The 20,481-nt window shown below is 47.5% G+C and carries 14 protein-coding genes; 7 read left to right on the top strand and 7 right to left on the bottom strand.

The window, feature by feature from the left end:
• On the bottom strand, positions 1–467 hold a 467-nt coding region (locus Q384_RS00005), incomplete at its 3' end, for an ISAs1 family transposase (RefSeq protein ID WP_156956368.1).
• 105 nt (positions 468–572) lie between these two features.
• Here Q384_RS00005 and Q384_RS12465 point away from each other — a divergent pair.
• Entirely contained in the window at positions 573–4,661 is a 4,089-nt protein-coding gene (locus Q384_RS12465; RefSeq protein ID WP_051940195.1) for a putative Ig domain-containing protein, read from the top strand.
• A gap of 409 nt (positions 4,662–5,070) precedes the next feature.
• Here Q384_RS12465 and Q384_RS00020 read toward each other — a convergent pair whose 3' ends face one another.
• Positions 5,071–6,111: a zinc-dependent alcohol dehydrogenase family protein gene (locus Q384_RS00020; protein WP_037585182.1), complete on the bottom strand. Its 1,041-nt coding sequence runs from the start codon at positions 6,109–6,111 to the stop codon at positions 5,071–5,073.
• Between the two features lie 315 nt (positions 6,112–6,426).
• Complete coding sequence (gene amgK / locus Q384_RS00030; protein WP_037585184.1) at positions 6,427–7,431, bottom strand: N-acetylmuramate/N-acetylglucosamine kinase AmgK; 1,005 nt, start codon at positions 7,429–7,431, stop codon at positions 6,427–6,429.
• Position 7,432: 1 nt separating this feature from the next.
• Between amgK and Q384_RS00035 the strand changes: the two genes are divergently transcribed.
• The 3 genes from Q384_RS00035 to Q384_RS00045 all read left to right on the top strand — a co-directional run bounded on the left by Q384_RS00035 (position 7,433) and on the right by Q384_RS00045 (position 12,925).
• Complete coding sequence (locus Q384_RS00035) at positions 7,433–9,799, top strand: LPS-assembly protein LptD (RefSeq protein ID WP_084224331.1); 2,367 nt, start codon at positions 7,433–7,435, stop codon at positions 9,797–9,799.
• Between the two features lie 8 nt (positions 9,800–9,807).
• Entirely contained in the window at positions 9,808–10,773 is a 966-nt protein-coding gene (locus tag Q384_RS00040; protein WP_051940197.1) for a peptidylprolyl isomerase, read from the top strand.
• Between the two features lie 625 nt (positions 10,774–11,398).
• A complete protein-coding gene (locus Q384_RS00045; RefSeq protein WP_037585185.1) occupies positions 11,399–12,925 on the top strand; it encodes a hypothetical protein in 1,527 nt (508 codons plus the stop codon).
• A 128-nt stretch (positions 12,926–13,053) separates the two neighbouring features.
• On the opposite strand, the gene phoU is transcribed toward Q384_RS00045, so the two are convergent.
• Entirely contained in the window at positions 13,054–13,761 is a 708-nt protein-coding gene (gene phoU / locus Q384_RS00050; protein WP_037585186.1) for a phosphate signaling complex protein PhoU, read from the bottom strand.
• Between the two features lie 542 nt (positions 13,762–14,303).
• On the opposite strand from phoU, the gene purF reads away from it, so the two are divergent.
• The 3 genes from purF to prmC all read left to right on the top strand — a co-directional run bounded on the left by purF (position 14,304) and on the right by prmC (position 17,857).
• Complete coding sequence (gene purF, locus Q384_RS00055; protein ID WP_037585187.1) at positions 14,304–15,833, top strand: amidophosphoribosyltransferase; 1,530 nt, start codon at positions 14,304–14,306, stop codon at positions 15,831–15,833.
• 102 nt (positions 15,834–15,935) lie between these two features.
• Positions 15,936–16,991 carry a transaldolase gene (gene tal, locus Q384_RS00060; protein WP_037585188.1) on the top strand — a complete coding sequence of 352 codons (1,056 nt, stop codon included), beginning with the start codon at positions 15,936–15,938 and terminating at the stop codon, positions 16,989–16,991.
• A 44-nt stretch (positions 16,992–17,035) separates the two neighbouring features.
• Entirely contained in the window at positions 17,036–17,857 is an 822-nt protein-coding gene (prmC, locus tag Q384_RS00065) for a peptide chain release factor N(5)-glutamine methyltransferase (RefSeq protein ID WP_037585189.1), read from the top strand.
• A gap of 13 nt (positions 17,858–17,870) precedes the next feature.
• Here prmC and Q384_RS00070 read toward each other — a convergent pair whose 3' ends face one another.
• Genes Q384_RS00070 through Q384_RS00080 form a run of 3 tightly spaced genes read right to left on the bottom strand, consistent with a single transcriptional unit; the run spans position 17,871 to position 20,481 of the window.
• Complete coding sequence (locus Q384_RS00070; RefSeq protein ID WP_156956373.1) at positions 17,871–18,479, bottom strand: IMPACT family protein; 609 nt, start codon at positions 18,477–18,479, stop codon at positions 17,871–17,873.
• Positions 18,480–18,499: 20 nt separating this feature from the next.
• Entirely contained in the window at positions 18,500–19,489 is a 990-nt protein-coding gene (locus tag Q384_RS00075; protein WP_037585191.1) for a peptide ABC transporter ATP-binding protein, read from the bottom strand.
• Positions 19,486–20,481: an ABC transporter ATP-binding protein gene (locus Q384_RS00080; RefSeq protein ID WP_037585193.1), complete on the bottom strand. Its 996-nt coding sequence runs from the start codon at positions 20,479–20,481 to the stop codon at positions 19,486–19,488. Before Q384_RS00080 ends, Q384_RS00075 begins: the two co-directional genes overlap by 4 nt.

A 20,481-nucleotide genomic window follows, 5' to 3' on the forward strand; every position in this document is an offset into this window, starting at 1 on the left:
GCCAATCTGGATAACAGTTCGGGAATTGCGGTTTTTTCATTGGATTTTTCAGCCGTGGCTTGTTGCCCCAGTACTAAATTAGCTTGAGCGGCAAACGCAGACACCAGATGCAATGGCTTCTTATCTGCCTTGCCTGAACGGCGACTGGTTTTGCCATCTATCGCAATAATTTCGTTATCTGCAAAAATCGGCAATACGCCTCGAACCCAGCGGTAGAATGCTTGTTCAAATTCATCAGGGTCAATGAGAGAAAACACTCGCCCAAAAGTATCGTGTGAGGGAATACAGGGTAAGGAAGGAATTAGCTTCTGAAACCATTCAATTTTTTCTTTTGCCCATTGCTCCATCTCAACAAAAGTATCCGCCCCTGCCAACGAGGCACATATGGCAATGGTTAAAATGGCAGGCAACGAGTAAGCAATTTTGTGTTTTCCACGTGGATCTTTAATTTTTACCAATAAATCCAACAAATTATCTGTTTTTTCTATGATGAGTTTCTTTCTGATGAGAATAATTTATAGAAAATAATACACTATGGCTTAATTGATTAAAATGGTGAGAGAAAATTTTTCATGCGATTGCCCTGGGAAGGTGATGGTTCAGAAGGTATTGTTGCGGTTCAATATCACGGCAACGATTATTTAAGCGGCGGCAGCGGCAGTGACCATATGGCAGGCAACGGCGGTGATGACTGGCTGTTTGGCGGCGATGGCTATGATGTGCTTTTTGGTGATTCTTCCGTGGGCTATGATGTGTTTAGCGATCCTTCCGAGGATAATCATGAATTAAACCAAACCCAAATCGGCAATGATTATTTATTCGGCGAAGCGGGTGATGATGAAATCTTTGGCGGTTTCGGCGACGATACTTTAGACGGCGGCGAGGGCTATGATCAGTTATTTGGCGGCGGCGGACGCGATTATTTAATCGGCGGCAACGACGATGATTATCTGTACGGTGATTTTTCCTTTGGTATCGGGAACGATCAGGTTGCGGTTGCCGATGAATACGATGATGTTTTGGACGGCGGCGCGGGTGATGATGAATTATACGGCACTCAAGGCAATGATACCTTATCCGGCGGCACGGGCGATGATCGATTATGGGGCGATGATTATGCTGCCGGACATCAGCACAATCAAGACATGGTGGGTGATGATCGCTTGTATGGCGGCGATGGTAATGATTGGTTATTTGGCGGTTACGGTGATGACCATTTAGACGGTGGTTTGGATATTGATTCTTTAATTGGCAGCGGCGGACAGGATTATTTGGACGGCGGCAGCGGCGATGATTATATGTGGGGCGATTTTTCAGATGGAGATGGGCGCGATGTGATTCCTGAAAGCGATGAATACGATGATGTTTTAAACGGCGGCGACGGCAATGATCAAATGTGGGGCGGACAAGGCAGTGATGCGTTGTACGGCGGTGCGGGAAACGACTATTTAGACGGCGGCGATGTTGATTTAATCGGCGACGGCAATGATCGTTTATACGGTGAAGCGGGCAACGATACTTTGGTAGGCGGTTTGGGTGATGATGTCATAGACGGCGGCACAGATGATGATCACATGGCAGGAGAGGACGGCAACGATACACTGAATGGCGGTAGCGGCAATGACTTTTTGTGGGGTGATTTAAGTGCTCTCCCCACAGACCAGCTGCCGGAAACAGGGGGCAATGATGTTTTGAGCGGCGGCGATGGCGATGATTATTTAGATGCAGGGTCTGGTAACAATGTTTTAAATGGCGGCAACGGCAACGATACGCTGTGGGTTCGTGGTGGCACCAGTATTTATACCGGCGGTGCGGGCAATGATGTTTTTCAAGTGCTCCGCCAAGGTTTGGGGGTGCAGACCATTACCGATTTTGAAGCCGGCGATGTGTTGCTTTTGGTTGATGCGGCATTTTCGGATTTTGAATTTCGCCGAAACCAAGATGATTTGGTATTAAAGCTCAAAAGAGATACCCAACAGCAAGTGATTGTTCAAGGTTATTTTTTGCTGCCTGATGATGCTGCGGCATTTATTGTTGAACAGAGCAGTCAAACGGGTTTTGACCCGTTTGGGGTAAAACTTGAGTTGCTGATTAATGATTCCAACGGCGGCGTAGATCCTGTTGATCCTGAAGATCCTAAACCCATCAACACCCCGCCTGTTGTTGGTGAACCACTTGCCGCGCAAACCGCGCAAATCGGCAATGTGTTTCAGTTCAAGTTGCCTGAAAACGCCTTTACTGATCCAGACGGTGATGTTCTGATTTACCGCATCAACAACATACCCGATTGGCTGCACTTTGACGAAGCCACAAATACTTTGGTTGGTACGCCGCCGGAAGGCAGTGTCGGCAGCCTGAACATCGAAGTATTGGCAATTGATCCGAGCGGTGAACAAGCGGCGCAAACGTTTGTTTTGAACATTCAACCAAGCAACCACAACCAAGCCCCCGTAGTCGGTATCCCGATTGATGCGCAAACCATCACCGAAAACAGCGAATGGACATTCAGGCTGCCTGAAAGTGCGTTTACCGACCCCGATGGTGATGTTCTGACTTACCGCATCGGCACCATACCCGATTGGCTGCACTTTGACGAAGCCACCAAAACTTTGGTTGGTACGCCGCCGCAAGGCAGTGTCGGCAGCCTGAGCATTGAAGTCTTGGCAATTGATCCGAGCGGCGAACAAGCGGCGCAAACGTTTGTTCTGAATATTCAACCAAGCAACCACGCCCCCGTAGTCGGCACGCTGATTGATGCACAAACGCTTACCGAAAACAATGAATGGACATTCAGGCTGCCTGAAAATGCCTTTACTGATCCAGACGGTGATGTTCTGACTTACCGCATCAACACCATACCCGCGTGGCTGCGCTTTGACGAAGCCACAAATACCTTGGTTGGTACACCGCCGCAAGGCAGTGTCGGCAGTCTGAGCATCGAAGTATTGGCAATTGATCCGAGCGGCGAACAAGCGGCGCAAACGTTTGTTTTGAACATTCAATCAAGCAACCACGCCCCCGAAATCGGCACACCAATTGATGCACAAACGCTTACCGAAAACAGCGAATGGACATTCAGGCTGCCTGAAACTGCCTTTACCGACCCGGACGGTGATGTTCTGACTTACCGCATCAACACCATACCCGAGTGGCTGCACTTTGATGAAGCCACAAACACCTTGGTTGGCACACCACCCAAAGGCAGTGTCGGCAGCCTGAACATCGAAGTATTGGCAATAGATCCGAGCGGCGAACAAGCGGCGCAAACGTTTGTTTTGAACATTCAACCAAGCAACCACGCTCCCATAGTCGGCACGCTGATTGATGCGCAAACGCTTACCGAAAACAGCAAATGGACATTCAAGCTGCCTGAAACCGCATTTACCGATGCCGATGGCGATACACTCAATCTAACCGCCACCTTGGAAAACGGCGAAGCCCTGCCAGAATGGCTGCAATTCAATCCCGACACCCAAACCTTCAGCGGCACAGCCCCTTCAGGCAGCCTCGGTAATTACAGCATCGTCATGACTGCCGCCGACCCATACGGTGCAAGCATTTCACAAACGTTTACGCTGGCTGTTCAATCAGCCCCGTACACCGTGGTTATCGGTACAGAACAACAAGATTTCTTATACTTAGACGACCACACCACAGCCATTCATATTGATGGACGCGGCGGTAATGACAGCATCAACGGTTCAGCGTATTCAGACATCATCAGCGGCGGCGATGGTAATGATCGCATCTGGGCAGGTGATGGCGAGGACTTGCTAATCGGCGGCGCAGGTGATGACCTTTTGGGCGGAGATGAGGGACGCGATATTTATGAATTCAGTAAGGGGCATGGTCAAGATGCGATTTGTGAATATGAATACAACGTTGCCAACACCATTCGCTTCACCGATGTTTCCTTCAGTGAAGTATTGTTTCAAATAACGGATACACGCAGTTTGATTTTGAGTGGTTATCAAGCGGGTGATCAAATTGAAATACGTCAGTTTTTCTCCAAAGAATACGGCTTGGTTGATACCTTTGTGTTTGCCGACCAAACCCTCACTTTGAGCGACTTCCAAACCATCGGTTTTACCATGCACGGCAGCGACAACAGCGATTGGCTCAGTGCCGGCTTTCCTTTGGTGGGATACCCCTTGAATTTATACGGCGGCAACGGTGATGACTGGGTTACTGGCGACAGTTTCAATGATGTACTGTATGGTGAAGCCGGCAATGATAATTTATCGGGAGATGACGGCAACGACATCTTGGACGGCGGCATTGGCAACGATGGCTTAGTGGGCGGAGATGGTGATGATTGCTATGTTTTCAGTGGCTTATTCGGTCAAGACATTGTTACCGATATGGGCGGGGCTGATACTTTGCGTTTCACTGATTTAAGTCTGGCGGATTTGTTGTTTGATAAAAATTACGGTCAATTGATGCTTTACACTCAAGACGGTGAGAATAGCGTGCAGATTGCCGGTCAATTGAATGATAATCCTCGATACAAAATCGAGCGTATTGAATTAAAAGATGCGGTGTTGGAAAACATAGATTTCAGCCAATACCTCGTTGCTACTGACCCGCAGCCGCAATCAATGACGGTGTTTGATGAGTTGAATCAGATGAATCAGCTGATGCAAACGGCTGGAATTTTATAAACGCTTTATAAGCGTTTTATCAAAGTGTGTTGTCAGCTTTTATTCAGGCAGCCGATTGGCAAGTGCATGAACTGATTTTTTAGGCTGACTGCACACTTTGATTGCTGCATTTGATTGCGGCAGAAGCAGGGCTTTTTTCAGGCAGCCTATGATTATCTATCGGTGGCTGCCTGAAATTTTATGAAAAAATATTCGCAGATGATGTACTTACAACCAAACGACTTTTTTCATTACACGCCAATCCGAAACAATCAAGCTCCATATAGCAGAAAGCGGAATGGAAAGCCGTATCCATGTACAATCCAGGCACAATCCATGTGCAGAAAATAGTTGTTTCGCTGTAAGACAAGTATAAAGGCTGCCTGAAAACGGTTTCAGGCAGCCTGTTGTTTGGTATTCGGTTTTTTATTTAATCTGCTGAGATAATCACTTTCATGGCTTTTTCGGCAGCGGCGTTGCTGAATACTTTATAGGCTTGTTCAAATTGATTCATGCTGAAACGGTGGGTAACCAGTTTTTGCGGTTGGATTTTTTGGCTTTTTAAAACGTTCAGCAGCATGGGGGTGCTGGTGGTATTAACCAAGCCTGTGGTGATGCTGATGTTTTTAATCCACAGCTGTTCCAAGTGCAGGTCAACGGGTTTGCCGTGAACGCCGACGTTGGCGATGATGCCGCCTTTGGCGACGATGTCTTGGCACGCTTGGAAAGTGGCGGGAATGCCAACGCATTCAATGGCAACATCAACGCCGTCGTTATTGGTTAATGCGAAAATCGCTTTTTGAACATTTTCGCGTGATGGGTTGATGGTGTGTGTGGCACCGAATTGCGTTGCCATTGCCAAGCGTTCATCGTCGTTGTCGATCATGATGATGACGGCGGGCGAGTAGAATTGTGCGGTAAGCAATGCTGCCATGCCGACAGGACCGGCGCCGACAATGGCAATGATTTGACCGGGCTGAACTTTGCCGTTTAATACGCCGATTTCAAGACCGGTGGGCAGAATGTCACTGAGCATCACGGCGGCTTCTTCATCAACGCTTGGCGGCAATACAAACAAGCTGTTGTCTGCGTGCGGGGTGCGCACGTATTCGGCTTGGGTGCCGTTGATTAAATGCCCCAGCAGCCAGCCGCCGTCTTCACAGTGTGCGGGCAAGCTGCGTTTGCAGTAACGGCAGCCGCCACAGGAGGTGATGCAGGAAATAAGAACTTTATCGCCTTTTTTGATGTTTTTAACAGACGAACCAACTTCTTCAACAATACCGACACCTTCGTGTCCCAAGGTTAAGCCTGCGGGTACTTCGGGCGTATCGCCTTTGAGAATGTGCAAATCAGTGCCGCAGATGGTGGTCTTGAGAATTTTCACCACTGCATCGGTGGCTTGCTCAATTTTGGGTTTGTCTGCTTCTTGGTAACGAACAGAACCGGGACCGTGATAAACCATGGCTTTCATAATTGACTCCTTTGGTGTTCGCCAAACTTAATTGCCAATATGACGCTCAACCCGAAAAATACGCCGATTCAAAATATAAAACCAAATAAAAAACACATTCTGAATTCGGCACGAAAACACAGAATTGCATCGGGTTTATTGCGGTTTGCGCTGTGTTCAGAACCATTGGCAATGGGTTTTGCGAAATGGGTAAAAAATACCGATTACAGCAACAGTATTGCAGACAGGTACAAAATGTACTTGTGTGCGTAGCATCATACGCTTGTTCCGTTTATGCGGTAATGAATTTTCAATGACACAATAATCATGACACCGCTAAAACGTAAATCCGCTTTGCAATTCTTCATCACCCACCAATTCAACCAATAAACCATACAACGGCGCAAGCGCGGTATAGCGTCGGGCGGCGCGGCGTAAATAATTGAGAAAACGCGATATTTCGCTGCGGTATTTGCTTTTTCCGTCGCGGTGGTGCAAGCGGGCAAAGATACCGGCAACTTTTAAATGACGCTGTACGCCCATTAATTCAAAATCGCGGTAAAACGCGTCAAAATCGGCAGGGACGGGCAGTTTGGCGGCACGGGCTTTTTCCCAATAGCGTATCACCAAATCCAAGACAAATTCTTCTTCCCATTCCAGAAAAGCATCGCGCAAAAGGGATACCAAGTCATAGGTAATCGGCCCGTACAGTGCGTCTTGAAAATCCAGAATGCCGGGTCGTTCGCGGGTGAGCATTAGGTTGCGCACGATAAAATCGCGGTGAACATATACTTTGGCTTGTGCGGTAATAACGGGTAATAAGGCATTGAGTGTTTGCTGCCAGCTTTGCTGCTGCTTCAATGTGAATGATTTGCCCAATTCTTTGGCAACAAACCATTCCGGAAACAATTGCATTTCGCGCCGCAATACTGTTTCATCGTATTCAGGCAGCCTGTCCGGTTCGCTGGCTTGCTGTAAAACAATCAATTCATCAATGGCTTCCAGCAATAAGGCTTTGTGCACTTCGAGGCGGCTGTCGTGCTGAAGTGCCGCCAAATAAGGTGTGCTGCCCAAGTCGCTTAATGCCATAAAGCCGTGTTCTGCATCGGCGTGGTAAATTTTGGGTACATTTACCATGTGAAACAATTGCTGTACACGGATATAGGGGACAATGCTCATTTTGTCGGGCGGTGCGTCCATGCAAATCACGGTATTGCCGTCGGCAAAAACAGCACGGAAATAACGGCGGAAATCCGCATCGGCGGCGGCAAAATTCAGTTTAAAGGTTTGTTCCGGATAGCGTTGGGCAAGCCAGTTTTTTAATTCGGTTTCGCGTTGCATAATGTTTTTTCGGGTTAGAATACGCGCTATTTTAACGGGCAAATTGAGCTTGGGTGATAATTTGAAGCCATTGTTTTCACAAAAGCCGCTGGTTTCGGCATTGGCAGCCGTGTTTGTGGTGTTTTCCGCATCGGTTTGGGCGGAAGGGACTGTAAGGCTGCCTGAAAAAACGAATACTGATGATGCGGTTTGCCAAGCATCTGCCGCTTCGCCGTTGCCGAATATCTCAGGCAGCGGTGAGGCGGCTTTGCCAACCGATGCCGTGCGCGTGGTGGCGGATAAGGTGGAAGGGCAATCACAGGTGCGCGTGCGCGCTGAGGGTGATGTGATTGTTGAGCGCAACACGCAAATTTTAAATGCCGATTGGATAGATTACGATCAAATCACACAAGATGTGCGTGCGGGTGATGCGTTTGTGTTGAACGACGGGCGCAGTACGGTGGCGGGTGAAACTTTGAATTACAACCTCGATACCGAACATGGGCGCGCTGAAAAAGCCCGTTTTGAATCACAAACGGCACAACGGCGTTTGCAAGGCGAGGGTGGTGTGGTGCTGATGGCGGGCAAACAACGATACCGTTTGGAAGATGTTAAATTCAATACCTGTCAAGCGGGCGATAACAGCTGGTATATTGCCGCCAAAAGCATGGACGCGGATTATGAGCAAAATATCGGAGTGGCGCGTGATGCTCGGTTTGTGTTCGGCGGTGTGCCGCTGCTCTATACGCCGTGGATTGATTTTCCGCTTAATGGTGAACGTAAAAGCGGTTTGCTCACACCCACGGTTAAAATCGGTTCTGACGGCTTTGAATTGACTGCGCCGTATTATCTGAATCTTGCCCCCAATTATGATGCCACTATTCGCCCGCATTACATCAGTCGGCGCGGTTTACAATTGGGCGGTGAGGTGCGTTATCTTGAGCCGGCTTTTCAAGGTGAAGTGCAAGGAGCGTGGCTGCCTGATGACCGCAAAAGCCGCTACAACAATCGTTATGAAATAGACTGGGTGCACAGTCATCAGATCGGTGGCGACGGCAAAGTCGGCATTGATTTCCACCAAGTATCCGATGACGATTATGACCGCGATTTTTGGGGCGGTATCGGCAGCAATGATGTCAATCTCAATCGGCAAATCTGGCTGAACCAAGAAACCAATGCTTGGGGCGGCAGATTGAGTAATTATTTTACTTTTCAAAAATACCAAACCCTTGCTTCGGAAAGCGGCTATAAAAATGCACCTTATGCGCTGATGCCGCGGTTGTCGAGCAATTGGAATCGTTATCTCGGTAACAATTACAATATTAATGTATTCGCGCAAGCCACTCGCTTTACGCACGACAGCAAACAAGAAGGTAGCCGTGCGGTGCTTTATCCGAGCGTTGCCGCCGATTATCACAACAGCTGGGGTTTTATTCGTCCGAAAGTGGGCGTACACGTTACGCACTATGATTTGGACACGTTTAAACAAGAAAAACAGCGCAGCTTAAACCGAGTTTTGCCCATTGTGAGCGTGGACAGCGGCGTGGTATTTGAGCGTCCGTGGCAGATTCGCGGGCATGGGTTTACCCAAACTTTAGAACCGCGGTTGTTTTACACATATATTCCGGGGCGTGAACAAAATGACTTGCCCTTGTTTGATGCGTCGGAAAACAGCTGGTCTTACGAACAATTGTTTCGTGAAAACAGGTATTCAGGGCAAGACCGAATCAATGCCGCCAATTCCTTAACAACTGCTTTGCAAACGCGGGTGTATGATGATAAAAACGGCGCGGAGCGGTTCAGCGCGGGTATTGGTCAGAAATGGTATTTTAATAAAGACAGTGTTTTGTTAGACGGCTCTTTGCAAAAAAATGAACGGGATCGCTCTGATATTTTGATGTTTGCCCGCGCCAATCTGAACAATCAAATTTTCTTGGAAACCCATTGGCATTACAATGAAAATTTGAATAAAACCGATCGCGCTGATTTGGGTGTGCGTTATCAGCCCGAAATCGGCAAAACAATTTCGGTGCGCTATCGGTATGGGCGGTACGAGGAATTGTATGACGCGCATTACGGCAAAACCCAACAAATTGATGCTGCTTTGCAGTGGCCGATTAAAAATCGCTATTCTGTTGTGGCGCGGTATAACTATGATTTCAGCCACAGCAAAGCCCTTAATCAATTGCTGGGTTTGGAATACCAAAGTCCTTGCCGTTGCTGGAGTGTCAGCGTGGTGGGGCAGCGTTATGTTAATGAAGTAAATCACAGTAAAAATGCGGTTTTTATCCAATTGCAATTGCGTGATTTAACCAGTGTCGGTAATAATCCGTTCACACAGTTGCGCACGGCGATACCGGGCTACAGCAATATTTATAATATGAGGTAAAGGGTAGTATGAAACACATCAAGCAAAATTTGTGGGCTTTGGGCATATTATTACTGGGTTTTCAGGCAGCCTTGGCGGCGGGTATTCAGAGCGTGGACAGTATTGCGGCAGTGGTGGACAACGAAGCCATTACTCAGCGCGATTGGGACAATGCCGTTACTCAATTAAACCGCAATGCCGCGCCGAATAATCAGCAAAGCGATGATCGTGATCGAATCCGCAAAGAAGCCTTGCTTAATTTAATCAACCAAAGTTTGTTGACTCAGGCGGGTGAACGGGCGGGCATTCAAATCAGTGAGGCAGACATTGATGATGAGCTGGCTCATGTGGCGAAAACACAAAAAATGACGGTGGACGCGCTCTATCGGCAAATCGCCAAAGAGGGCGTTAACCGAGATACTTTGCGGCGCACTGTCCGCAAACAATTGCTGGCTTATCAAGTGGTGCAAAGCGAAGTAATGAGCAAAGGGCAGGTGAGTGATGAAGAAGTGGCAGAAGCAATTCAGCGCGCCCAAAGAGAAGGCAAACCATTGCCGCCGCCCGTTGAATCACACACTTATCATGTACAGCATATTTTGATTAAAGACGATACGGAAGACACCCGCAAGCTGGCGCGGCAAATCTATGAGCTGGCACGTACCGGTACTTCATTTGCACAATTGGCATCGCAATATTCACAAGACGGCAGTGCCTCGCAAGGCGGTGATTTGGGCTGGCTGAGTGAAGGGCAAACCGTGCGTCCGTTTGAAGCGGCATTCAAAGCCTTAGAACCCGGACAAATCAGCCAACCTGTGCGCAGTCAATTTGGCTGGCACATCATCAAATTGGTTGAAATCCAAGACATGAATACGCCGGAAGAGCGGCAGTTTAATGGTATGCGTGAAGTATTGGTGAAAGAGAAACGCAGTGCTTTGTATAGTCAATTATTACAGCGATTGCAAGAGCAGGCGTTTATTCAGATTCGGGCTAAGTAAGTTGAAAGTGAACAGTGTATTTTAGAATTTCAGGCAGCCTTGATTAAGTTCTTGGTTGCTTAAAGATATTTGGAAAGAAAATTTGAAATATACATTAAGAACCCATGTTCAAAAAAATTCTTAATAAAATCATATGATGTCAAAAAATGACTCAATCATCGCCCATTGGCTATCTGTCAAATCACTCGGGTACATAAAGGATTACCTACTATCTTGGTTTATCTGCTAATTATACGCCATATGATTTTATTAAGAATTTTTTGAATATTGGTTCTTAAATATTATTGAACATAGGTTCTAAGGAAACTGAATTTCATGTTCATTGCCAAAATCAATAATATTCACTAAACAGCTATCTTTTGCACATGGATAGGGTTTTGGCTCAAAATTAAAATACTTGTTATTGTGAGTGAATTGCGGCAGTTCGGTTTCTATCGCAGAGCTTGATTGTTTCGGATTTTCGCACCGCTTTTCTCCGCACTGCGATGGTATTGTAGAATTTTGAAAATGCAGTTGTTCAGCTGTATCTGCAAAATTTTGTTGATGTGGTTTTGGGACTGCTCCATTTTAGCTGTCAAATTTTCGGAGCACCTTGCTAATTCTTGCAATTAACAGGAGTCTGCCAATGTCTTTTATTCGTAAAATATCCGCAAGACAATTGAGCGTATTGGCTCTTGTTATTTGGTGTTGCGCCTTGGCGTTACCTTGTTTGGTTACCTATTCAACAGAAGACTATTTGATTGGTCTTGCCATATTATTAATGGGCTGGTTTTCCTTATTAATGGGTAATTTTGCCTGGCTTGCCAATATCTTTTTTTTCTATTGTATTAAGCGTTTATTTTCAAAGAAAGTGCCCACTAATGCGGCAGTCATTACGGTTCTGTTGTCATTGGATACTTTTCGTATTACCCGTTATTTAGCCAATGGAGTGGGATCATATGCAACAATTTATGGATATGGTTTGGGCGTTGTTTTTTGGTTTTTGTCTATCTGCTTGATGTTTGTGGCTGTGGGGGTGCAGCAAAGTGAAAATAATAAGCCATTGCAAAAAAACACAAGGGGGATTAAAAAAACTTTCTCCGGCTTTTTGTGCTTGGGTTTATGTCTGCTGTTTATTATGATCGGCACAACGATTTATTTCGCTGTTCATGATCGATTGATAGCTAATCCGGAGGAAAAGCAAAGACTTAGCCATGTTGCTTTCAAGCGCGGCAAAGTGTGCAGTGCGCGAATAACCGTTCCTCAGCCAATTCAAAATATATCAGGGCCGATAAAATTGGTGCTGGGTGAAAATTTAACAATGGCGAGGTATCCATTTGCTCAAATAAAAGATTTACTGAGTTATGGTATTCAAAGCATACGTGTTGATGGACGAGATTTCACCTATGATGCAAATTCACCAAGTGGCGGGTTGGTTTCCGTTCCCTCCGTAGGTAAAGCAGCTGCTTTTCTTTATGTAACGGAAAGACCGAAAGATGGGATTACCGTAAGACTGGTGGAAGCCGAGACCAGACGCACAGTGTTTGAACAAACATGGAAAAATGTTAATGATGGTTCTGGTACTTACTGTCCTGATTATGATACTTTTTCAAGAGCAGATGAGCAGCCAAGACTGATTCTCACGCAAGCATTGGGGCTTGACGGTATTCAGAATACAGCACAACAAAAGCAAGAAAATAAATATTCTGAGATTGAGGGTGTTATTGTTAAGCGCACTCAAGGCATGCCAATTGGTAGATTGGAAAATAATATTCATTGTCCCGATGATATTGGTTGGGGACGTATTCCTTACGATTCAAAAATAGATACAGATGGAAATCCATTTCAAGTAAGGGATAAAGCGTATTATTTGGGTAGAAGTTATGATGGAATACAGAGAGCGGTATGTGAGGGCGAGTTTGTCTATATCTATCAGGTTTATGAAAAACCATACAAGGAAGGGCAATATATATTCAATATTCATAAACGATCACTCGGTGATTTTAAACAAATGTGGCAAAGGAGAATGACTGTTTCAAACATCAGTCCCGCGATTCATGAGATCGATTTAATCATTCAATCCATTAACAGCACAGCAGATGGTGCAATGCTAGAGCTTATTGATGCGAATTCAGGTGAGATGATGCAGGTGCAAGTTCCGATACATGATTAAGGTTGTTTGAACACACTTTGGTCAAAGTGAACTAAATGCCCTGGCTGAATAATTGAGCAAACAGCACCAAAAAATCAAGCCATTTTTGTGTAAACAAAAATGGCTTGATTGATTTTGTTGATTTAATCTTAATTTTCTTGATTCAATGCTTCTTCTACTTTTTCTTCCGGTGTATGGCGCACATCGATGCCTTTTGCCAAATACACCACGTGTTCGGCAATATTCACGGCGTGATCACCAATGCGCTCTACCGCACGGTTCATGGACATCAATTCAATACCGGTGCTGATGTTGCGCGCGTCTTCGGTCATGTGGCTGATTAAATTGCGGATTTGGCTGCGGTAGTCGTGGTCTAATTCACGGTCTGCATTCAATAAACTCAATAATGTTGCGGCATCAATGCGGGCGAACGCATCTAAGGCTTGATGCAGCATATTGCCGGCATGGTGGCACATGCGGTTGAAATGATAAAAATTAGCGGTCAGCACACGCTCCTGATTCAGTAAATCATGTGCAATCAGTGCCGCTTTTTTGACTTCATCGCCGATGCGCTCCAAATCAATGGTGATGCGGCTTACTGCCAGTATCAAACGCAAATCCCCGGCGGTGGGCTGGCGGCGTGCGATGATGCTTTGGCATTCGTCATCAATCAGCAATTCCATCTCATTGATTTCTTTGTCCGATTCAATCACCGTTTGCAAGGTATCCATTGCCATGGCGGACAAGGCTTGTTGTATGACGCTGACTTGTCTTTCAACCAAACCGCCCATTTGCATCACGTGTGTGCGCACATTTTCCAGCTCTTGGTGAAACTGGGTAGAGGTATGTTTTGACATAAAATTAGCATTCAATCAGTAAGTTAATAAATAGTGGGAATTGTATTTGAGTATCATGACAAAACCATGACAAAAACCACAGGTCAAAGATGTTTTAATGAAATAATGTGTTGATGGAAGTATAGCAGTTAAAGCGGTTGGCGATATCGCTGCGGTGGGCGGTGAGCGGATATTTTGCGGCATGATTGAATTTCAAGCATCTGCCTTTATATCGCCTTTATATCACATTTGAAATCAGGTATGATTTCAAAGATTTTCAGCAAAAAAAGAACTGTGGCTGCCAATGTTATTATCAATCGCCGCCGATATTCGGAATCATTGAGCAGGGCGGACATCAGGCGTGATTTTTCCGCGAGGGAATAAGTGTTATCAGAATTGAAAGTAACCGCTTAAAAAATGACCTGATAAAGCGGTTGTCAAAATCAACAGCTGCCTGAAATAACTGAAAGTGTTGTTTGATTCAGGCAGCCTGTCTTTTGTTAAATTATTGAAAAATTAACGTAATCTATTATTTGTAATCACTTTGGTTGTGGAGTTGGTATATGTGTGGTGTTTTGGGTGTGGTTGGGCATGAGCCCGTGAATCAGTTGTTGTACGATGGTTTGCAGATGTTGCAGCATCGTGGGCAAGATGCGGCGGGAATTGTTACCGCACAGGGGCAAATGTTTCATATGCACAAGGGCAAAGGCATGGTGCGCGATGTGTTTCGCACCCGCAATATGCGTGATTTGCACGGCAATATCGGTATTGCCCATGTGCGCTATCCCACGGCGGGCAATGCCGGCAGCAATGCCGAGGCACAGCCTTTTTATGTGAATTCGCCGTTTGGTATTGTGTTGGCACACAACGGCAATCTGACCAATACCGATGAGTTGTATCAAAACGTCTGCTTTACTGATTTGCGTCATATCAATACCCGTTCTGATTCCGAAGTGTTGCTGAATGTATTTGCGTGTGAGCTGGAAAACCAGGTTGGCAAACAAGCGCAGCTGCGTGTGGACAATATTTTTGATGCGGTTGCTGATGTCCATCGGCGCATACGCGGTGCGTATGGTGTGGTGGCGTTGATTGCGGGTTATGGTTTATTGGCGTTTCGCGATCCGTTTGGTATCCGCCCCTTGTGTTTGGGCAAAAAAGAAGAAAACGGATACACGGATTATATTGTGGCTTCGGAATCGGTGGCGTTTCCGAGTCTGGGCTATGATTATGTGCGCGATATTGCACCCGGAGAAGCGGTATTTATCAGCATGGACAGGCAGTTACACGCCCGCCAATGTGCTGAAACCACGCAGCTGAATCCTTGTTTGTTTGAATATGTGTATTTTGCACGCCCGGATTCTGTGCTGGACGGTGTGTCTGTGTATCAGGCGCGTTTGAATATGGGCATCACGCTGGCTGAAAAGGTGCGGCGTGAGTTGAATTTAGATGACATTGATGTGGTGATGCCTGTTCCCGATACCAGCCGCCCCAGTGCTATGGAGCTGGCGCAACACTTGGGTAAACCTTATCGTGAGGGTTTGTTTAAAAACCGCTACATCGGGCGCACCTTTATTATGCCCGGGCAGGCGGTGCGTAAAAAATCAGTGCGCCAAAAGCTCAATCCAATGGGCTATGAGTTTGCGGGTAAAAGTGTGCTGCTGGTGGACGATTCCATTGTGCGCGGCACCACCAGCCGTGAAATTGTGGAAATGGCGCGCCAATCGGGTGCGCGCAAAGTTTATTTTGCGTCTGCTGCGCCTGCCGTGCGTTTTCCGAATGTCTATGGGATTGATATGCCCACACGCGAAGAATTGATTTCCAATAACCGCATTCCTGCCGAAGTGGCGGCGGAAATTGGTGCAGACGGTGTGGTGTTTCAGGATTTGGCGGATTTGGAACAGGTGGTGCGCGAACTCAATCCGCGCATTGAGGGTTTTGATACGTCTTGTTTCAGCGGCTGTTACATCACGGGTGATGTTGATGATGCGTATTTGGAACGCCTCAGTGCAGGCAAGAAATCTTCATCGGCAGCGGCGTTTATTGCGCCGGGCTTGGTGGATCACAGTGTGCGCGTGGGGGACGAAGAAGAGTAAATCAATGTGCGAAAGCTGCCTTTACCCGTCTTTTAACAGCGGTGCAGACAATAAATGGCGATATTTGTGCTGAAATTCGTGCTGAATAGTTAAGGAAATAAAATGAGTGTATTGCAAACGGTAAAAACATTGGGGCAGCAAGTTTGGCTGGATAATTTATCGCGGTCTCTGATTCAATCAGGCGAGCTGGCGCAATGGCTGGCACAGGGCGTGTGCGGTGTAACGTCTAATCCGGCAATTTTTCAAAAAGCATTTGCACAAGACGCACGCTATGCCGATGATGTGGCGCGGTTAAAGCAGCAGCCCATGAGTGCCAAGCAGCGTTATGAAGAGCTGGCGGTGTTTGATGTTCAGGCAGCCTGTGATGTGTGTTTGCCTGAATATGAGCGCAGTGGCGGCGTGAGCGGCTTGGTGAGCTTGGAAGTGGCTCCTGATTTGGCAGACAAAGCAGACGCCACCGTTGCCGAAGCGAAACGGTTGTTTGCCGCCGTCAATCGTGCCAATCTGATGATTAAAGTACCCGCCACCGATGCCGGCTTGATTGCTTTAACCGAACTGGTTGCCGAAGGCATTCATGTCAATCTCACTTTATTGTTTTCGCGGCAGCAAGTGATGCGTGCGTACTTCGCTTATTGTGCGGGCTTGAGCCGCCGTCTGGATAAAGGGCTGCCGATTTGCGGTATTCAAACCGTGGCGAGTTTTTTCTTGTCGCGCATTGATACGGCTTTAGACAGCACGCTTCCTGAACATTTGCAGGGAAAAATCGCCATTGCGCTAGCCAAAACCGCATATCGTGATTGGCAGGCATTTTTCGGCGGTGCAGATTTTGCGGCATTCGGTGTGCAAAATGCCGCTCCCATGCGTTTGTTGTGGGCATCTACCGGCACAAAAAATCCCGCTTATTCTGATGTGCTGTATGTTGAAAATCTGATTGGTGAACATACCGTCAATACTGTACCTGATGCGACTTTAGCTGCCTTTGTTGATCATGGTATTGCTGCATCAACCTTAACGAAAAACAGTGATGAAGCTCAAGATGTATTAACCGAATTGGCGGATTTGGGAATTGATGCGGAAGCACTGGCATTGCGTTTACAGCAAGATGGATTGGCACTGTTTGTTAAGGCATTCGACGATTTACTGAAACCATTGGCTTAACCATTGATGCAAAAGCAATTGAAAAATACCGTTATGGTTTTCTGATGAACAGTTTTGTTTGCCTTGGCGATTGGATACGCCAGAGTGGTTTACCGCGTTTGGAAGCGCATATACTGCTGAGGCATATCGGCGGGTTCAGTCATGTACAATTGATTACACAAAGTGATTTCAGGCTGCCTGAAAACCTATTGATGTGCTTAAACCAAGCAAAAGAGCGGCGTATTCTGGGTGAACCCATGGCTTATATTTTGGGTGAACGCGAATTTTACGGGCGCGTGTTTCGGGTGTCTCCCGCCGTGTTGATACCGCGGCCGGAAACGGAGCATCTGGTAGAAGCGGCAATAAAAAAATTACCGAAAAACGGGCTGATTTGGGATTTGGGAACAGGCAGCGGGGCGATAGCGGTAACGCTGGCGTGCGAGCGGACAGATGCAGCGGTGTGGGCAAGCGACATCAGCGAAGCGGCTTTGCAGGTAGCTGCTGATAATGCGGCGCAAATGAATGCGCGGGTGCGATTTATTCAAGGTGATTGGTTTGATGTTGCGCCCAAGCCGCAATCGGTTGATGTTTTGGTTTCTAATCCGCCCTATATTGAAGTGAACGATGCGCATTTGAGGCAGGGCGATTTGCGTTTTGAGCCGCAGGGCGCACTCACGGATTTTGCCAATGGCTTAAGTGCGATTGAACGCATTGCCAAAGACGCACCGCTGTATTTAAAAAAAGGCGGCTGGCTGTTGCTGGAACATGGATTCAATCAAGGCGAAGATGTCAGGGCGATTTTGAATCGGTATGGATTTATCCATATTGAAACCGAACGCGATTTGGCAGGTTTAGAGCGGGTGAGTTTGGGGCAGCTGGGTGAATGACTTTCCTGCTGGGTCAGCATTCATCTTCTTCGGTGATGATCATGGCGCGGGTTTGCTGCCATGCTGATAAGCAGGCGGCATAGTGCGCCAGCGGAATATTGACTTTCAGGCAGCAATCCATTTGCAAATCCTGCGATACAACGGTTGCGCCGTGTTGTTTGACTAAACGCAGTGCTTCACTTAAATGCGGATATTCACAGCGCAGGTGAACCATTTTTTGGATTTCTTTTTCAATTTTCGGTGCATTGGCAAGCGCAAGGGCGGCGGCGGTTTTATAGGCGTGAATCAAACCCGGCACACCCAATAATACACCGCCGAAATAACGCACCACCACCACCAAAACATCGGTTAAATCTGCCGAATCAATTTGCCCCAAAATCGGTCTGCCCGCACTGCCCGACGGTTCGCCGTCGTCGTTTGCCCGAAAACGGGTGCCGCGAACACCCAGCCGATAGGCATAGCACCAATGCACGGCTTTGTGGTGTTCCTTTTGCAAGGCTTGTACCCGTGTTTTCACATCATCTTCATCGCCGATGGGGTATGCAAACGCCAAGAAACGGCTGCCTTTGTCTTTAAATTCAGCTGCCGCATCGGCACAAATGGTGGTGTAAGCGGTTTGCATGCGTTTTTTCAGGCAGCCTGTTAAGCTGCTTTTTGGGCGTTGTTGCTGATGTCTTCCAAACGCAAGCAAGCCACTTGTCTGCCTTGCCATTCGCGCAACGGCGGCTCGGTTTGCCCGCATTCGGCTCGTGCATAAGGGCAGCGCTGGTTCAGCGCACAGCCGACAGGCGGATTGAGCGGGCTGGGTAATTCACCTTTTAAATGCAAATTGGTTTTGTGTCCGTTGACGCTGGGCGCGGCGGCGAGCAGGGCTTGGGTGTATGGGTGCTGCGGATTTTCAAAAATAGCCTCTTTGCTGCCGTGTTCGACTGCTCTGCCCAAATACATCACCATCACATCGTCTGCCACGTGGCGCACCACGGATAAATTGTGCGAAATAAACACATAGGCGGTGTGGTATTCGTCTTGCAAATCCATGAATAAATTCAATACTTGCGCTTGAATGGATACGTCAAGCGCAGACGTGGGTTCATCGGCAACCACGATTTTCGGGTTTAACATCATGGCACGCGCCAAAGCAATGCGCTGACGCTGACCGCCGGAAAACATGTGCGGATAACGGGCGGCGTGTTCGGGACGCAAGCCGACCTGTTTCATCATGGTGTGTACACGGTCGCGCTTTTCGGTTTTACTCAATCGGGTGTGTATATCCAATGGTTCAATAAGCGATTGGGCAATGCTGTGGCGCGGGTTGAGGCTGCCGTAGGGGTTTTGAAACACCATTTGAATTTGGGTGCGCAAATGCTTGAGTTCGGCTTTGTTTAACCGAGCGGTGGCTTCATTGTTGATAAATAATTCACCGCTGCTGGGCTGCTCAATCAAAGTGAGCTGGCGGGCAAGAGTGGATTTGCCGCAGCCGGATTCGCCCACCACTGCCAAGGTTTTGCCCGGCATCAAAGAGAAAGAGACGCCATTGAGGGCTTTAACCACGGCTTTACCTTTGCCCAAACCCAAAGAAACGGGATAGTGGCGATGCAGATTATCGGCTTTTAAAACGGTATTGTCGCTCATGGCTGACTTCCTTCATGGCGTTTCGGTAAAGTGGCGTGAATACAGCGAACCAAGCCGTGCGCACTGATTTGCATTGATGGCGGCGTGCCGCAGCGGTCTTGTTTGTAGGGGCAGCGCGGCGACAGCAGACAACCGGCAGGACGGTCGTATTGGCTGGGAACAACACCGGGCAGACTGTGCAGACGGCTTTCGCCAACCGCCAATTCGGGAATGGCTTGCAGCAAGGCTTCGGTATAGGGGTGAGCAGGCTGCCTGAAAATATCGGGAACCACGCTGGTTTCAACCACTTGTCCGGCATACATCACTGCCACATCGTGGGCGTTTTCTGCCACCAAGCCCAAGTCGTGGGTAATCAGCACCATTGCCATGTGGGTTTCGCGCTGTAAACGCGCCAGCAATTCCATGATTTGTGCTTGCACGGTAACGTCAAGTGCCGTGGTGGGTTCATCGGCAATCAGCAATTTCGGTTCACATGCCAATGCCATGGCAATCATCACGCGCTGGCTCATGCCGCCCGAAAGTTGGTGCGGATAGACTTCCATGCGGTTTTTGGCATCGGGAATTTCCACGAGATTCAGCAAATCCAAAATCCGTTGCTGCACTGCTGCACCACGCAAGCCCAAATGGGTTTTCAAGACTTCACCGATTTGCATTTGCACGGTGAAGCTGGGGTTTAGGCTGCTCATCGCGTCTTGAAAAATCATGGAGACATCTTTGCCGATGATTTGGCGTTTGGCACGTGTTGATAAGGCTTGCAAATCTTGCCCGCCGAACATGAGTTTGTCAGCGGTAATGGCGGCAGAATCGGGCAATAAGCCCATGAGTGCCATCATGGTAACTGATTTACCCGAACCCGATTCGCCCACTACTGCCAGTACTTCACTTTTTTTCAGCGACAACGATACTTTATCCACCGCCCGAAAGGCGCGGTGTCCTTTGCCGAATGTAACCGACAGGTTGTCTATTTCCAACAGCAATTCTTCTTTGTTCAT

Source organism: Stenoxybacter acetivorans DSM 19021, assembly GCF_000745895.1.
In the GTDB taxonomy this organism is placed as follows: Bacteria; Pseudomonadota; Gammaproteobacteria; order Burkholderiales; family Neisseriaceae; genus Stenoxybacter; species Stenoxybacter acetivorans.

Excerpts from the sequence above, each read along its gene's own strand:
- Q384_RS12465 (WP_051940195.1), top strand. The coding sequence starts at position 573 with ATGCGATTGCCCTGGGAAGGTGATGGTTCAGAAGGTATTGTTGCGGTT.
- Q384_RS00020 (WP_037585182.1), bottom strand. The coding sequence starts at position 6,111 with ATGAAAGCCATGGTTTATCACGGTCCCGGTTCTGTTCGTTACCAAGAA.
- amgK (WP_037585184.1), bottom strand. The coding sequence starts at position 7,431 with ATGCAACGCGAAACCGAATTAAAAAACTGGCTTGCCCAACGCTATCCG.
- Q384_RS00035 (WP_084224331.1), top strand. The coding sequence starts at position 7,433 with ATGTTTTTTCGGGTTAGAATACGCGCTATTTTAACGGGCAAATTGAGC.
- Q384_RS00040 (WP_051940197.1), top strand. The coding sequence starts at position 9,808 with ATGAAACACATCAAGCAAAATTTGTGGGCTTTGGGCATATTATTACTG.
- Q384_RS00045 (WP_037585185.1), top strand. The coding sequence starts at position 11,399 with ATGTCTTTTATTCGTAAAATATCCGCAAGACAATTGAGCGTATTGGCT.
- phoU (WP_037585186.1), bottom strand. The coding sequence starts at position 13,761 with ATGTCAAAACATACCTCTACCCAGTTTCACCAAGAGCTGGAAAATGTG.
- purF (WP_037585187.1), top strand. The coding sequence starts at position 14,304 with ATGTGTGGTGTTTTGGGTGTGGTTGGGCATGAGCCCGTGAATCAGTTG.
- tal (WP_037585188.1), top strand. The coding sequence starts at position 15,936 with ATGAGTGTATTGCAAACGGTAAAAACATTGGGGCAGCAAGTTTGGCTG.
- prmC (WP_037585189.1), top strand. The coding sequence starts at position 17,036 with ATGAACAGTTTTGTTTGCCTTGGCGATTGGATACGCCAGAGTGGTTTA.
- Q384_RS00070 (WP_156956373.1), bottom strand. The coding sequence starts at position 18,479 with ATGCAAACCGCTTACACCACCATTTGTGCCGATGCGGCAGCTGAATTT.
- Q384_RS00075 (WP_037585191.1), bottom strand. The coding sequence starts at position 19,489 with ATGAGCGACAATACCGTTTTAAAAGCCGATAATCTGCATCGCCACTAT.
- Q384_RS00080 (WP_037585193.1), bottom strand. The coding sequence starts at position 20,481 with ATGAACAAAGAAGAATTGCTGTTGGAAATAGACAACCTGTCGGTTACA.